General features: G+C 70.4%; 13 protein-coding genes. 8 read left to right on the top strand and 5 right to left on the bottom strand.

The genetic code is table 11. The features are described from left to right. Positions 1-348: 348 nt before the first annotated feature. A complete protein-coding gene (locus CAP_RS10665; RefSeq protein ID WP_197041113.1) occupies positions 349-882 on the bottom strand; it encodes a DUF4920 domain-containing protein in 534 nt (177 codons plus the stop codon). 91 nt (positions 883-973) lie between these two features. On the opposite strand from CAP_RS10665, the gene CAP_RS10660 reads away from it, so the two are divergent. Both CAP_RS10660 and CAP_RS10655 read left to right on the top strand, forming a co-directional pair. Beyond that, positions 974-1870, top strand: a complete 897-nt coding sequence (locus CAP_RS10660) for a hypothetical protein (RefSeq protein WP_052374752.1) — start codon at positions 974-976, stop codon at positions 1868-1870. Beyond that, positions 1867-2511, top strand: a complete 645-nt coding sequence (locus CAP_RS10655) for a deoxynucleoside kinase (RefSeq protein WP_231511293.1) — start codon at positions 1867-1869, stop codon at positions 2509-2511. The genes CAP_RS10660 and CAP_RS10655 overlap by 4 nt, the downstream gene beginning before the upstream one ends. Before the next feature lies 1 nt (position 2512). Here CAP_RS10655 and nadA read toward each other — a convergent pair whose 3' ends face one another. Then, on the bottom strand, positions 2513-3508 hold the full coding sequence (nadA, locus tag CAP_RS10650; RefSeq protein WP_044239298.1) for a quinolinate synthase NadA: 996 nt from the start codon (positions 3506-3508) through the stop codon (positions 2513-2515). 122 nt (positions 3509-3630) lie between these two features. Here nadA and CAP_RS10645 point away from each other — a divergent pair, with 122 nt between their 5' ends. The 3 genes from CAP_RS10645 to CAP_RS44240 all read left to right on the top strand — a co-directional run bounded on the left by CAP_RS10645 (position 3631) and on the right by CAP_RS44240 (position 7134). Further along, positions 3631-3963, top strand: coding sequence for a DUF3634 family protein (locus tag CAP_RS10645; RefSeq protein ID WP_156040676.1), 333 nt, complete (start codon positions 3631-3633; stop codon positions 3961-3963). A gap of 30 nt (positions 3964-3993) precedes the next feature. Beyond that, a complete protein-coding gene (locus CAP_RS10640) occupies positions 3994-5385 on the top strand; it encodes an ABC1 kinase family protein (protein ID WP_044239292.1) in 1392 nt (463 codons plus the stop codon). Positions 5386-5460: 75 nt separating this feature from the next. Then, positions 5461-7134: a serine/threonine protein kinase gene (locus tag CAP_RS44240; protein ID WP_052374750.1), complete on the top strand. Its 1674-nt coding sequence runs from the start codon at positions 5461-5463 to the stop codon at positions 7132-7134. Positions 7135-7138: 4 nt separating this feature from the next. Here CAP_RS44240 and CAP_RS10630 read toward each other — a convergent pair whose 3' ends face one another. Beyond that, on the bottom strand, positions 7139-8104 hold the full coding sequence (locus CAP_RS10630; RefSeq protein WP_044239288.1) for a ferritin-like domain-containing protein: 966 nt from the start codon (positions 8102-8104) through the stop codon (positions 7139-7141). On the opposite strand from CAP_RS10630, the gene CAP_RS10625 reads away from it, so the two are divergent. The 3 genes from CAP_RS10625 to CAP_RS44235 all read left to right on the top strand — a co-directional run bounded on the left by CAP_RS10625 (position 8103) and on the right by CAP_RS44235 (position 11918). Beyond that, positions 8103-9101 (top strand): alpha/beta fold hydrolase, encoded by a 999-nt coding sequence (locus CAP_RS10625; RefSeq protein WP_052374748.1) that lies wholly within the window; start codon positions 8103-8105, stop codon positions 9099-9101. The genes CAP_RS10630 and CAP_RS10625 overlap by 2 nt on opposite strands. Positions 9102-9247: 146 nt before the next feature. Continuing rightward, positions 9248-10123: a serine/threonine-protein kinase gene (locus CAP_RS10620; protein WP_044239286.1), complete on the top strand. Its 876-nt coding sequence runs from the start codon at positions 9248-9250 to the stop codon at positions 10121-10123. A gap of 157 nt (positions 10124-10280) precedes the next feature. Continuing rightward, complete coding sequence (locus CAP_RS44235; protein WP_197041112.1) at positions 10281-11918, top strand: serine/threonine-protein kinase; 1638 nt, start codon at positions 10281-10283, stop codon at positions 11916-11918. A 69-nt stretch (positions 11919-11987) separates the two neighbouring features. Here CAP_RS44235 and CAP_RS10610 read toward each other — a convergent pair whose 3' ends face one another. Continuing rightward, the gene (locus CAP_RS10610) at positions 11988-14183 is read right to left on the bottom strand and encodes a cyclic nucleotide-binding domain-containing protein (RefSeq protein ID WP_044239283.1); all 2196 of its coding nucleotides are present in this window, start codon (positions 14181-14183) and stop codon (positions 11988-11990) included. A 68-nt stretch (positions 14184-14251) separates the two neighbouring features. Continuing rightward, positions 14252-15124: an oxidoreductase gene (locus tag CAP_RS10605; RefSeq protein WP_044239280.1), complete on the bottom strand. Its 873-nt coding sequence runs from the start codon at positions 15122-15124 to the stop codon at positions 14252-14254. Positions 15125-15187 lie beyond the last annotated feature (63 nt).

The raw sequence follows: 15187 nt of genomic DNA, 5'->3' as shown, positions 1-15187 counted from the left end.
TGCGAACGTCTCAACCGAAGTTGACACGTGTCGCTATCGTCACTGGATGCGGTTTCGCATCTGAAGTGACCCACGATCGAGACTCTGTTCCGCTCACCGTCCCTTTCGGGTGACGTCAGCGGGAGGGCATCTCTACCAGCTCTCCGCTTCCTGTCAACACCCGTCCGCGGCGGAAGGGGAATACCCTCGAAAGGGTACCTGTTCTGGGACGCCACCGCCGCTTTCGCGTCAGCGCCGTCCCGAGCAGGGCGCGGTATCTATGCCGCGCCGGTTCATCTCGCAAGGAGTTTTTTTCAGAAAGGTGACGGAGCCGTGAATCCCCAGGGAATCCCGCCCTGAAAGGTCGGCTCAGTCGACGAACTCGACGCCGGTCGCCTCGAACTCCACCTTCGCGAGGCGGCCGCTCTCTTTCTCATGCTCGTCGCGGCAGCCGTCCTTGGCCCCGCAGGATCCCGCCTCGTCGGCCGCGCCGACCATCTTTCCCTGCACCACCGCCTTGTGACCCGAGGCCTCCTTGGGCACGAAGAAGGAGTGGCCCGCCATCTTGATGTGGGCGGTCCCGCTCGCGTCCCCGATCTCCATCCAGCAGCCCATCGACTTGCACACCGCGGTGACCACCCCCTCGGTGCGGATCGTCTGGCCATCGTACTTGGCAGGCTCCTTCAACACGTCGGCGAGTGCCGTGCTCTTCGTCTCCGTGATGGGAGCGCCGAACTGCTTCTTGTCGAGCGCCTTCGGGGCCGCGTTGTCAGCTTTCTGCTGAACCGCGGGTTGAGCCGCCTCCGGAGCTTTCGTGGCTGCAGGAGCCGGCGGAGGCGTTTCCGAAGAACAGCCGACCACGCCGAGGAGAATAAGCCCAGTGAGGAAGTGCACGACTCGCATGGCGACCAGTTTGCCCGAGTAGAGGTTTGGTCGCCAGTCGGGCGTGCGGGGAGGGGCCGCGGGGTCCGAACCCTGATAGAAGGTGGGCGCCATGCGGATCCGCCGCGTTCGCCAGCACTCACCCTGGCGTCCCTCCATCCTGACCTGTGCCTTGCTGACCTGTACGGCCGGTGCTGCGAGCGCCTCTGCCCAGGAAAGTGCCGGAGACTCCTCCAAGACGGCAGCGGACAGCCAGGACAAGGAGGAGCAGACCGGAGCGGAAGAGAACTCCTCGAAGACGAAGGAAGAAAAGAAATCGCCGGAGACGGAGCCACCGCCCCGGCCGCCGGCCTTCCCGCAGACCACCTCTCCCCGAGTGCCGTGGCAACGTCACATCGAGTTCGGCGGCGGCGTCGCCATGGCTTTGCGGCCTTCGTCGGATCCTTCCGGCATCCGCTACGCGCCCGCACTTGGCGTTGGTGTCCACGCGCGCTGGAACTTCTTCGACTGGCTCCGCTTCAACATCTACTTCGTCGGTGCCGTGCACGACGTGCGGATTCCCCTCGGAGCTCTGGGGACCCCGGGCGAGGTCACCGGCGACGACCCCGGCACCCTCCCCAGAGTGGACACACTCGCCTTCGGCGCGCGGCTCGCCCCCACCCTGCCCCTCGGCGACCGCGCCCGGAGCTGGATCGGCGTGGGCATCGGCTACGGACGCTTCGGCTTCGGCAAGATGACCATCCGCGAGGGGCAAGACCTCACCTATGTCGTGCGCCAGCGCGCCATGTCGTTCGCCGAGGTACCGGTGAGTCTCGGGACATCGGTCGACATCATCAAGGGCTGGTTCACCATCGAGAGCGAGCTCACGTTCGGCATCGCGCTCGGGCAGGGTGGGACTGCGACCGAGGACGCCCAGACCATCCGCGCAGGAGCGAGGCAGAACGTGGGACCGCTGCCCCAGATCGACTTCTCCGTGGTGCACACACTCGGCCTGGCGATCGTGCTGTGAGCGCCTCCCCGAGCAACCCCCGCATCATCGCCGTGGCCGGGACGATGGGCGCTGGCAAATCGAGCCTCGTCGAGTGGCTGCGCCAGCGCTTCGGGATGATCCCCTTCTTCGAGCCGCACGCCGAGAACCCGTACCTCGTCGACTTCTACGCCGACATGCACCGCTGGGCGATGCAGTCGCAGCTCTTCTTCCTCGTCCAGCGGTTCGAGATCCACCGGACCATCGATCGCAGGGCCGCGGAGGACGCGCGCCCCATCGTGCAGGACCGCACCCTCTACGAAGACGCCGAGGTGTTCGCCGCCCATCTCCACCGCGCCGGCTACATGGATGACCGCGACTGGGCGACCTACCAGGCGCTCTACCAGGCCCTGCGCGAGGAGATCCGCCCCCCGGACCTGATGATCTACCTCCGCTGCCCCCTCAAGACGCTCGTCAAGCGCATCCGCCAGCGCGGCAGGGCGTTCGAACGCAAGATCCCGCGCGCCTACCTGGCCTCCCTGGAGGCGCTCTACGAGGAGTGGTTTGCCCGGTACGACCTCTCGCCGCGCCTGGTCGTGGAGACGGATCGTCTCGACTATGTCGAGCGCCTCTTCGATCGCCTCGAGCTCGAGGAGTCGATCCGGGAGGCTCTCGGCATGTGACTCACGAGAGTGCCAGCATCCGCTCGATGGGGATGCGGGCCCGGGTGCGCAGCTCCTCGGACATCTCCAGCCGCGGCTCCAGGTCCCGGAGGGCCAGGTACACCTTCTCCATCGTGTTCAGCCGCATGAACGGGCACTCGTTGCAGGCGCAGTTCCCCTCGGGGGGTGCCTCGATGAACTCCTTGTGTGGCGACGCCTTCCGCATCTGGTGCACCACCCCCGACTCCGTCGCGACAATGTACTTCGCGCTCGGGTCCGAGATCGTGAACTTCAGCAGCGCCGTCGTCGACCCGATGAACTGCGCGAGGCGCAGCAGCGACTCCTCGCACTCCGGGTGAGCGATGAGCTTCGCGTCCGGGTGACGCTCCATCAGCCCCACGATCTTCTTCATGCTGAAGGTCTCGTGGACGATGCAGCTCCCCTGCCAGAGGCGCATCGGCCGCCCTGTCTTCTCGACCAGGTAGCGGCCGAGGTTCTTGTCGGGCGCAAAGAGGATCTCCTTGTCCTCGGGGATCGCCCGCACGATCTTCTCCGCGTTCGACGAGGTGCAGATGTAATCGCTCTCGGCCTTCACCTCGGCCGAGCAGTTGATGTACGTGATCCCCACCGCATCCGGGTACTTCTGCCGCCACGCGCGGTAGCGGTCCACCGGGCAACCGTCGGCCAGCGAGCACCCGGCCTTCATGTCCGGGACCACCACGATCCGCTCCGGATTGAGGATCTTTGCGGTCTCCGCCATGAAGTGGACCCCGGCGAACAGGATCACGTCTGCCGTCGTCTTCTTCGCCTCCTGCGCGAGCTGCAGCGAGTCGCCAATGAAGTCGGCCAGATCCTGGATCTCCCCATCCTGGTAGTAATGGGCCAGGATCACCGCGTTCCGCGCCCGCTTCAGCCGCTGGATCTCGTCCTCCAGATCCAGGCTGGGATCGATGGATGCCCTGGCCGAGGGGACCACGGGTGCCTGCACGGCGAGCGGTACGGTGTGGGCGAGGGTCATGTCCTTCGCACTAAAGTAGGTCCGACCGCGACTGTCTGCCAGAGGCAGGGGTCCACGAAGGTCGCCTCGACCGGGCCCAGGTTGACCCGACGCCCCTGGCGCTCCACCATGAGCGCCAGCCGGTGCCCCTCGCCGTTCCCCTCGCCCTCCTGCTGCTCGCCGCGCTCGTCCTGGCGATCGGGATCGCCCGTGCCAACGAACTGTTCTACGTGCGCGTGCAGGGGCGGCACGTCCGGCTGCTCCGGGGCCGCCTCCCCCAGCGCCTCCTCGACGACATCGTGGACGTGCTCCGCGCTGAGCCCGTTGATCGAGGCGCCGTTCGCGCGGTGGTTGAGGACCGCCGCGCCCGGGTATACGTCGACGGAGACATCTCGCCGGAGCAAGGTCAGCGCATCCGCAACGTCGTCTCCATGTGGCCGCTGGCGAAGATCCGGAACGCCCCCCCTCGGCGCTGAACGAACCCAAAGGCATCTCACCAACCCCGCATGGCCGACCAGAAGCCCAAGGACAAGCCGCCCACCTCCAAGCTCGGGCGCCTCGCCCGACTTGCCAGCCTCGCTCCCCGCGCGATCCCCTTCGCGGTGGAGGGTGCCAAGCGTGCCCTCGGCCAGCAGCGCACCGAGGAGGACCAGGCCGAAGCGCGCAAGAAGATGACTGCCGAGGTCAAGAAGACCGCGGAGGCCATGCTGAAGACCCTCGGCGAGATGAAGGGCCTCCCCCTCAAGTTCGGCCAGATGGCGAGCTACATCGACGGCCTCGCCCCGCCTGGCTACGAGGACAAGTTCCAGGCGGCGCTGAAGCGCCTCCTCGACAAGGCTCCTCCCCTCTCCCCCGAGGCTGCCGAGCAGATGGTCCTCCAGGAGTTCGGCGCCCCTCCCGCCGAGGTCTTCGCCGTCTGGGAACGCGAGCCCTTCGCCGCCGCCAGCATCGGCCAGGTCCACCACGCCGAGACCCGCGAGGGCGCCAAGGTCGCGGTCAAGGTCCAGTACCCTGGCATGGACAAGGCCATCGAGAACGACCTCAAGAGCGTCGGTGTGCTCGAGGCCATGGTCGCCCCCATCTCCCGCAAGCTGCACGTGGGCCAGACCCTCGACGAGTTCCGCAAGGTCTTCCTTGCCGAGCTGGACTACGCCCGCGAGGCGGAGATGACCGACCTTTTCCGGCGCCTCCACGCCGACGATCCCGACATCCTCGTCCCTCGCGTCCACCACGGCCTCACCACCCGCCGCGTGCTCACCACCGAGTTCATGAGCGGCATGGGCTACACCGAGTTCTGCGAGACCTCTTCCCAGGAAGCGCGGAACCGCGCGGGCATGGCCCTCTGGCGCTTCACCCTCGGCACCCTCCTTCGCTACGGCATCCTCTATGCCGACCCCCACCCGGGCAACTACCGCTTCCACGCCGACGGCCGCGTCACCGTGCTCGATTACGGCTGCGTCAAGGTCACCCCGCCCGAACTCATCGCCGGCATGAAGCGCTACATGCGCGCCGCGCTCGACGAGGACTGGATCGAGTTCGACCGCGCCATCGTGGAGGAGCTCGGCTACGACCCCAACGACGAGACCTGGGAACTCTACCGCAACTACACCCTGGAGCTGCTCCTCCCCCTCACCACCCGCGACACCTGGGTATGCAGCAAGGAGCGCGCGCGCGAGGCCGTCACCTTCCTCTCGCGCGGCATCAAGGAGATGGTCCTCAAGGACGGCTCGAAGCTGCCCTCCGTGCCCTACGTCCCCCGCATGCCGCAGGACTTCACCTTCGTGAACCGGCTCCAGTGGGGCCTCGCCTCCGTGCTCGCCGGCATGCGCACCGAGGGCAACTTCCGCGAGATGACCGAACCCTGGGTCCGCGCGAGCCTGCGCCCCCTGCCCGAGTGATCGACCCCCAGGTGCGCCGTCGGCGCCTCGACCGTTGACTCCCCCCCCGACGCACGGCGAGATCCGGACGGTGCGATGAGCGAAGACAGAGAGGAATTCGAGAAGCGCATCGGCACCGTCCTGCGCGGCAAGTGGCGCCTCGACCGCCTCATCGGCGTCGGCGGCATGGCGGCCGTCTACGCCGCCACCCACAGCATCGGCCGGCAGGAGGCCATCAAGATCCTCCACCCCGACATCGCCCGCAACAAGGACCTCCGCGCTCGCTTCGAGCGCGAAGCGCACGCCGTCAACAAGTTCCAGCACCCCGGCGTCGTCGAGATCCGCGACATCGACCACGCCGAGGACGGCTCGCCCTTCCTCGTCATGGAGCTGCTCGACGGCGAACCGCTCTGGGACCGCGCCCAGCGCCTTGGCACCATCGACCCCCCGGAGCTGCTCCGCATCACCGACGACTTGCTCGACGTCCTCGCCGCCGCGCACGCCCAGGGGATCATCCACCGCGACATCAAGCCCGACAACCTCTTCGTCCTCCGCGACGGCCGCATCAAGGTCCTCGACTTCGGCATCGCCCACCTGCGCGACGGCGTGCGCACCGAGCTGCGGACCCGCGCTGGCGCGACCCTCGGCACCGTCTCGTACATGGCGCCCGAGCAGGTGAAGGGCACCGGCGTGGATCAGCGCGCCGACCTCTTCGCCGTCGGCGCCACCATGTTCCGCATCGTCGCCAGGCGCAGGCTCCACGAGTCGCGCACCGAGAGCGAGCTGCTCGTCAAGATGGCCACCCAGCCCGCCCCGCGCCTCGGCACCGTCGCGTCCAGCGCCCCACCCGGGCTCTGCCTCATCGTCGACCGCGCCCTCGCCTTCGAGAAAGAGCGCCGCTACCCGGACGCCCGCACCATGCAGCAGGACGTCCGCGCCGCCAGGCGTGGCGAGCTTCCCGCGTACGCCATGGCCCAGCTCTCCGAGGGCCACCTCCCCGGCGCCAGCGCCTCAGCCCCGCTCGCGCCCACGCCTTCCGCCCCTCAGCCCTCGGCCCCTCAGCCCTCGGCCCCTCAGCCCTCGGCTCCCCAGCGCGCCCCTCTCCCATCCCTCCCCACCGCGGTCCCCAGCTCCGTCGTGGCAGGTGGCGGCGCCGCCGTGCAGGCCTCCTTCGCGCCCACCCTCATCCAGGATGCTGGCAGCGAGATCAGCCTCAGCGCACCTCCCCGCGACTCCCTCCCCACCTCCTCGCCCGCGGCGCCCAAGCCCTCGACCCCCCTCGCCTCCGGGCCCCCTCCCTCCGTGAACCACGCCCCTTCCGGCGTCGCCTCCACGGTCACCGCCACGGCCACCTACACGGAGGCCACCGTCCAGCGACGCTCCCTCAACGTCGCCGTGATCCTCAGCATCGCCGGCGCCCTCCTCACCCTGCTCGTCATCGGCGGCCTCTACTACGCCCTCGGCGACCACGACGAAGCGAGCCCACCTGCGAGCGAGCAGCAGCCTTCAACCAGCGCAGCGCCCGCAGCCGCGACGCCTCTTTCCACCGCCGATCCTCAGGCTGCCGTCCCTGACTCCCCCGCCGCCCTCTCCAACAGCAACCTGTCCGCGGCCACCGCGGAGCCATCCTCCTCGGCATCGCCCGCGCCCCCTCCCGCGCAGCCTCCCACCAAGGCCCCTGCCCCGACCCCTCAGGGACAGACCGCTCCCGGGAAGCAGCACGAGGTCAACACCCCTTGGGGCAAGATCAAGCTCCCTGGCAAGCGCTGACCCCTCAGTTCTCCGTCTTCGCGCCCAGCGCCTCGTCAGCGAGCGCCTCGTACGACATCCGCCGCGCCCGCGCGAGCTCCTCCTCCGAGTAGAGCCGCGCCAGGAAGTCCGGCCCCACCCCCGACAGCCGCACGAACACGTTCCCCAGCACCGGCTTCAGCACCGGGTGCTCGAACCCCACCTGCAGCGCGCGCGTGAAGCGCGTGAACGGCCGCCGGCTCGACCTCTCCTTCATCCCGAGGAGCTGCGACCGCTTGAACGCCTCCCGCAGCCGCCTCCCCCGCGGGTCGAGTTTCTCCATCGGCTTCAGGAACACATCCCGGATGAACGGCTGCGCGTAGTACAGCATCTGCGAGAACGTGCGCGCCGCCTGCGCCCGCTCCGAGAGGCTCGGCGCCGTCTGCTTCTGCAGCTTCTCCTCGTACTCGTCGGACGCGTAGTACGCGCACATGTGGTAGTCGATCGCGATGTGCCGCGACTCGTCCCGGTTGATGAGCCGCATCGCCGCCCCGCTCATCGCGTCGCCCACGTGGTCGTCGATCGACCGGAGCAGCGCGATGTCCAGCAGCAGCTCACCCGTCACCACGTACGCGTTCGCCACATCGTCCGAGAGGTGGTGGATGGCCGCTACGAACACCGGCGCGAACTCGCGGAGGCTCTTGCTCTCCTGGTAGTGCCGATAGTGGTGCACGTCGTAGTAGTCCGCCAGCATCTGCGCCGCCTGCGCGTGCCGGATCTCGTCGCGGATGAAGGTCCTGAAGATCTCCTTCAGCCGCGGCTCCTCGACCCGCCGCTCCTGCTCCCGGAAGAGCGCGGAGGCCAGCCGCTCGATGCCTGCCATGTCCGTGAAGAGCTGCACCACCTGCTCTTCTTCCTCGCGGGACATCGGCCGTGGCTTCCCGCTCCAGTCGAGATCGCTCACGTTCCACTGATCGCGCCTGCACTGCGCGAGCATGCGATCCAGGTCCATGGCAGGATCCTACCGCACCCTCGGCGCAGAGGCAGGCTCCGACGGCGCTCACCGCCGCCACCACCACCACCGCTCCCACTGCCTCCACCGCCCCACCGCCGACCACCCCATGACCTCCCGCGACCTCGACCGCGTCCCTCCCGCCGACGCTCCTGCCGACGCTCCTGCCGACCCTCCCGCCGACCCTCCCGCCGACCTCCTTCCTCACCTCCACGCCGACACCTGCGGCGCCGGCCCCCGGCTCGTCCTCGTGCACGGCTTCACCCAGACCCGCCGCTGCTGGGGCGCGCTCCCCGCCGTCTTTCAGCGCGACCACCAGCTCCTCTGCGTCGACCTCCCTGGCCATGGCCGCTCTCCTGCCCCGGCGCGCGACCTCCCTGATGCCGCCCGTCGTCTCGGCGCCACCGCGGGCCAGGCCATCTATCTCGGCTACTCCCTCGGCGGCCGCGTCTGCCTCCACCTCGCCCTTGCCTGCCCCACCCTCGTGCGCGCGCTCATCCTCGTCGGCGCCACCCCGGGCATCGACGACCCTGCCGCGCGCGACGACCGCGCCGCCGCCGACGACCGCCTCGCCGACCACCTCGAACGCATCGGCGTCCCCGCCTTCCTCGACGAGTGGCTCGCGCAGCCCCTCTTCCGCGACCTCCGCCCCGACGCCCAGGACCGCGCCGCCCGCGCCGAGAGCACCGCCTCCGGCCTCGCCGCTGCCCTGCGCACGCTCGGCACCGGACGCCAGGAGCCCCTCTGGCCCCGCCTCCACACCCTGACCATGCCCGTCCTCGTCGTCGCTGGAGCCCGCGACGAGAAGTTCGCCACCCTCGGCGCCCGCATGGCCACCGCCATCGGCCCCCACGCCCACCTCGCCCTCATCCCCGATGCGGGCCACGCCGCGCACCTCGAGCAGCCTGCCGCGTTCACTGACCTCGTGCAGGCCTGGCTGCACGCACACGCCGCGCACGCCCCGCACGACCTCCCGTACGCCCCCACGCCCTCCTAGGCGGATCGTTGCAGCGGGACCCACGCGCGCCCTACGCTCGCCCATGGCCTGCACGCCGAGCGCCTCTCCCACCCTCCCCTCGCCGACCGGAGCTGCCCGGCGCGCGCACACCCGCCACGCGCACCCCCACTACGCCTGAGCGCCGCATGGAGATCTTCGACATCGGCGACGTGGTGGACGACCGTTACGAGCTGCTCGACGAGATCGGCGCCGGGGCCCACGGCACCGTCTTCCGTGCCCGCGACCTCCGCGGGGGCGACGCCGAGGTCGCCCTCAAGTGCCTCCACCCCGAGCTTGCCGCGAACGACGCCCTCAAGGCCCGCCTCACCCGCGAGGCCCGCTCCATGAGTGCCCTCTCCGGCACCAGCGCCGCCGAGGTCCTCGCCTTCGGCAGCACCCCGAAGGGCACCCTCTACCTCGCCCTCGAGCTGCTCCACGGCCACGACCTGGAGGCCACGCTCACCGCCCTCGAAGCGCGCGGCGAGAGGCTCCCCGTCGACCGCCTCCTCGCGCTCTTCGCGCCCATCGTCACCACCCTCGCAGCGGCCCACGCCCGCGGCATCATCCACCGCGACCTCAAGCCCGCGAACATCTTCGTGCTCGACGAGCCACACGAAAATCTTGGGCGCGGCCCGGTCAGGCTCCTCGACTTCGGCCTCGCCAAGGACCTCGCCGCCGACCCCCTCACCACCAAGGGCGCCATCGCCGGCTCGCCCGCGTACATCGCGCCCGAGGTGTGGATGGGCAAGCCCCACGAGCTCGACCACCGGCTCGACGTCTACTCCCTCGGCGCCGTGATCTTCCGCGCTCTCGCCGGCAGGCCGCCCTTCCAGGCCGACACCCGCATCGACCTGGTCATCGCCTGCATGCACGGTCCACGGCCGAGCTTGCGGACGCACCGCCCCGACCTGCCCGAGGGCGTGAACGCCTGGGTCGAGCGCGCCCTGGCCACCTCGCGCGACGCGCGCTTCCAGGATGTCGGCGCGCTCTGGCAGGCGCTCCTCGACGTGCTCCGGACGTGAACACCGCCACCGGGGCTTCCTCTCCCTGAGATCGGCCGCGCAGCGCTGCGGCGCGCCACGTCAGTCCCTCGCTGGTCCCTCGCTGGTCCCTCGCCAGTCCCGCGCTTGTCCCTCGCGAAGGCCGCTGGTAGTTTTCTCATCACGGAGCGTACCGCCCTTGGGCGCCGAAGCAGCAGTTCCCCAACTCGAAGGCCTGTTCAACCGGCGTTACCGCATCCGGCGGTGCTTGAAGGCTGGCGGCATGGGCGCAGTCTACGAGGTCCTCGACGAGGTCACCTCCGGCAGGCGCGCGCTCAAGATCATGCTCCCCAGCCTGATGAGCAGCCCGGAGCTGCGCACCCGCTTCGAGCGCGAGACGCGCATCACCGGCTCTCTCGAGAGCGACCACATCGTCCGCGTCTACGACGCCGGCATGGACGAAGCGACCGCGACGCCGTTCCTGGTCATGGAGCTGCTCCAGGGCGAGGACCTCGGCGCCCTCGTGCGGCGCCGCGGCGCGCTCCCCCCGTCCGAGGCCGTCCTCCACCTCCACCAGGCCGCGCTCGCCCTCGACAAAGCGCACGCCGCCGGCATCATCCACCGCGACCTCAAGCCTGAGAACCTCTTCCTCACCGAGCGCGACGACGGCTCCCCCTGCCTGAAGGTCCTCGACTTCGGCATCGCCAAGGTCCTCGACGACGGCACCACGCTCACCCAGAGCATGGTCGGCACCCCGGCCTACATGGCGCCCGAGCAGATCCGCGCCGAGAAGACCGTCGGACCGCAAGCCGACGTCTACGCCCTCGCCCAGGTCAGCTATGCCCTCCTCGTCGGCGAGACCTACTGGCGCGAGGAGGCCGAGGCCGCGGGCTCCTCGTACCTGCTCGCCATCGCGGTCCTCGGCGGCCCCCTCGAACGCCCCGTGGCCCGCGCGCTCCGCCGCCGCGGCCGCGCCCTCCCCGAGGCCTTCGACGCCTGGTTCCTCAAGGCCACGAGCGGCCGCGTCGAGTCCCGCTTCCAGCGCGCCTCCCAGGCGATCGCCGAGCTTGGCGCGGCCCTCGGCATCGTCCTGCCGGGTCGCCCCCGCGACAGCGTCCCGTCCAGCTTCGCGACGGCCGCCACCGACCCGAACCCCGAGCCGGTGCACTACAGCGAGGAGATCTCCGCGGCCCGCCTCCGCACGCTCCCCCAGGAGCGCCACCGCCAGGCGCGCCAGAACCTCCCGACCCTCGCCCACTCCGAAGCTCCCAACGGCATCGCGCGCCCCGAGACCCCTGCTCCGCTCGCGCGTCCCGCGACCCCCGCCCCTGTCTCGCGGCCCTCCCACACCCCGACCGGCGCCCTCGGCCGAAGACCCGCATCCAGCTCCGTACCTCCCGGCATGTCCCAGCGCAGGTTCCGTATCACCGCCGACCTCACGAACTGCATCGTCCGCCTCAAGGTCTGGGGCTTCTGGGACCTCGCCGAGGGCAAGGCCTACGTCGACGAGTTCCTCCAGAAAGCCACGCTCGTCGCCCAGGAAGCCGCGTCGCGGAGCCCCGCGAGCACCCTCGCCCCCGGCGCCGACCCCACCCTGCCCTGGTACGTGCTCGCCGACATCTCCGAGTTCTCGGCGCAGAAGCCCGAGGTCAACGCCTGCGTCGAGAAGACCATGGAGTTCGCGCGCCAGCACCGCATGCGCAGGGCCGCGAACCTCGTGAGCAGCGCCCTCTCCAAGATGCAGATCGGCCGCCTGTCCATGGACATGAAGCTCCCCGAGTACTCCTTCTTCCAGGTCGAGGCCGACGCCGTCGCCTGGCTCCTCCGCGGCCATTAGTACTGCGTACCCTGGATCAGGGGCCTATCGGCCCCTACGCTCCCGCTGGTCGCTACCCCGCGCGCGCCCTCAACCCAGGAAGAACCGCCGGATGCGCGCCGCCATGCTGCGGGTGTGCTCCTCCTCGTGCGCGCGCCCGGCCGCCTCGCGCAGCCCTGCTTGCCGCGTCGCCATGAGCCGCGCCAGCTCCACCACGAGCTGCGGCCGCGCCTCGATGATCGGCTGCAGCGCCTCCTTCGTGATCTCGTAGAGCACCACCTCGTCCACGGCCCGCACCGTCGCCGACCGCTCCTCCCCGGTGAGCAGCGCGATCTCCCCGAAGATCGCCCCCTCCTCCAGCGTCGCCAGCGGCGTGTCGCGCCCGTCGGCGAGCCTCACCACCACCTCCACCGAGCCCGACGCCACCACGAACATCGACGCGTCCGTGTGCCCCTGCACCACCACCCGATCGAGCGGCCCGTACACCGCCCGCCGCGCCCGCTGCGCGAGCCGCCGCAGCTCCCGGTCCATGAGCGGCTTGAACACCGCGCACCGCCGCAGCACCTCCAGCACCTCCTCGGGCCTCCCCGGCGCCGTCCCTGCCCGCGGCGCTGCCACCTCCAGCTCCTGCCCGTAGCCGTCGCGCCGCTGGAGCGCCTCCAGGAGCCGCCCGTTCTGCTCCATCTGCGCCTCGAGCAGGCTCGCGTTCCGCGGGATGCACTCCTCGCCCGTGTACTCCATCAACCCCTGCTGCGCCGCCCACCGCGCCACGTCGTTCATCGAGCGCCGGTACTGCCGGCACGCCGACGGATAGAGCCCGTCCTGGTCCCCGAACAGCGACGTCAGCGCCTCGGGCAGCACCGTCAGCCCGAGCAGCCGCATGTCTCCCCGCTGGTGCCACAGCGCGAACTCCCGCAGCCGCGCGTCCAGATAGCCGAGCTCCGGGAAGGCCCGCTCGCTGTTGCGCAGCACCGCCCGCTCCGCGTCGCGGAACACCCGGTGCCACGTCTCCTGCCCGTCGCCCAGGTTCGGCCCCGACAGCTCCAGCGCCGCCTTCAGGTCCTCGTGGTGCGCGTGCAGGAACGCCAGCGTCGCCCGCTGCTTCCGCCGCAGGTTCGACACGATCACCGGCATCGACGAGAAGGCCCCCCCGCGCGGCGATGCGATCTCCCGCAGCTCCCACACCTTCTGCCACGCCTCCACCTGCAGCTTCTCCCGGATGGGCGCGTAGGCCGGGCTCTTCTCCAGCAGCTCCCGCTCCACCGGCGTCAGCAGATCCGGGTACTCGTCCTTCACCGCCTCGATGATCCCGAGGCAGGTCAGCAGCTCCAGGTACAGCCCCACCCGCAAGAGCCACCGCGGATCGGGCAGGTTCCGCCGCTGCATCGCCAGGTCCTGGTGGATCGCGCGCAGGTACAGGTTCGCCTTGTCCACCCCGATGGTCAGCACCGGGAACCACGGGTGGTAGCCGACGTGCAAATCCGTGAGCCGCAGCCGCTCCTGCTGCGCCGAGAGGTCGGCCCGCACCAGATCGTCGAGCAGCCGCGCGTAGAGCGACCCGAACCGCCCCGTGTCGAAGACCTCCAGCTCGGTCTCTGCCGACGCCAGCCGCTCCCCTTCCCCGACGAATGCCACCTCCACCCGCAGCGCCTGGTGGAACCGGTGCGCGAACGTGAACGGATCGCCCCCATCGGGCGTGCGCGCTTCCAGCTCCGCCGGCAGCGTCGCGGGCAGGAGCTGCTGCCGCGGCCGGATCGTCGCCACGAACGGCGCCGTGTTGAACGCCGACCACTGCGCGTCCGCCAGCGCCGGCACCGGGAACGCATCGCTCGCCACCACCTTCGGCGCGAGCGGCACGTCCATCAGCCCCGGCACCGGCACCGGCTCCCCCGCGACCCCGGGCGGCGGGAGGAACCACGCCGACATCGTCACCGCGAACGACCGCTGGAACGGCGGGAGGTAGGCGTAGATGTCCCGCAGCCGGAACAGGATCCACACCTCGTCCTCGCCTGCGAGCAGCGCGTCCGGCGCCGTGCTCAGGAGCCCTGCCCTCTCGCTGCACCCGTGCCCCGGGTAGATCGCCTCGTCCACCGGCCGCTTGCCGGGCTCGAACGCGAGGATCTCCACCGCCGGGAACAGCTCCGCCGACTCCTCCTGCGGGTTCGCGCGTGTCGCGAGCTGGCGCAGGTACCCCCGCGCCCGGGTGAGCTTGTCCTCCCAGTCCATCCCGTCGACGGGGCTGAGGAGGAGGGCCTTGAGCTGCTTCTGAAACTCCTTGGGATTCACGGGCGCGGCCGATCTTGCCTCAGCGCGCCCCCATCTTCACGCCCCATCCGAGGAGGACGTCCCACAGCTCACCGCGTCACCAGCCGCATCAGCGCCGGATCCATGGGCTTCGTGTCCGGGAAGTCCGTGGCGCGGCTCAGCGCCTCCCACTGATCGAGCTCCGCGAGCTGCGCCTGCACCACCTGCCGCACCATCGACAGCGCATCGTTCCCGAGCACCAGGTGCAGCGGCGGCTCCGCCAGGTCTGGAAGCTCCGCGATCACCTTCCCGCCGCGCACGGGATCCCCGGGCGCGTACGGCGCATAGGCTGCGAGCTGCTGCCGGAGCTGCCCCACGGTCTCCGCGTACTCCGGCAGCGACTCGGCGAAGACCATCGACGACCCGCCCCAGTCCGTGCGGAACCCCCCGGGCTCCACCACGGTCACCTTGATCCCGAGGTGCGCCACCTCCTTCGCCAGCGCCTCCGAGAACCCGCCCACCGCGAACTTCGTCGCCTGGTAGATGGACAGCCCCGCGTTCCCGCTGCGCCCCCCGATCGACGAGATCTGGATCACGTGCCCCGACCGCTGCGCCCTGAAGACCCCGAGCGCCGCCCGCGTCACGTGGAAGACCCCGAACAGGTTGGTCTCCACCTGCGCGCGCATCTGCGCATCACTGATCTCCTCCGTCGCCCCGAGCAGCCCGTACCCCGCATTGTTCACCACCACGTCCAGCCGCCCGAACGCCTCCACCGCCGCATTGACCCCCGCGCGCGCCGCCGCCACGTCGGTCACGTCGAGCGCCACTGCCCGGCACCGCGTCCCGTACGTCTCCACCAGCGCCGCGAGCTGCTCCGGCTTCCGCGCCGTCGCCACCAGGTTGTCCCCGCGCTCCAGCACCGCCTCCGCCACCCCGCGCCCGAGCCCGCGCGAGCACCCCGTGATGAGCCAGGTCTTCGCCATGACACACGTCCTCCGTCACGCGTGGTCACCCGACGGGCCTGCGTCCCCTGACGCGCGCCGCGG

Origin of the sequence: Chondromyces apiculatus DSM 436, from assembly GCF_000601485.1 — a bacterium.
GTDB classification, from domain to species: Bacteria; Myxococcota_A; Polyangia; order Polyangiales; family Polyangiaceae; genus Chondromyces; species Chondromyces apiculatus.
This window is presented reverse-complemented; position numbering and strand designations above follow the sequence as displayed.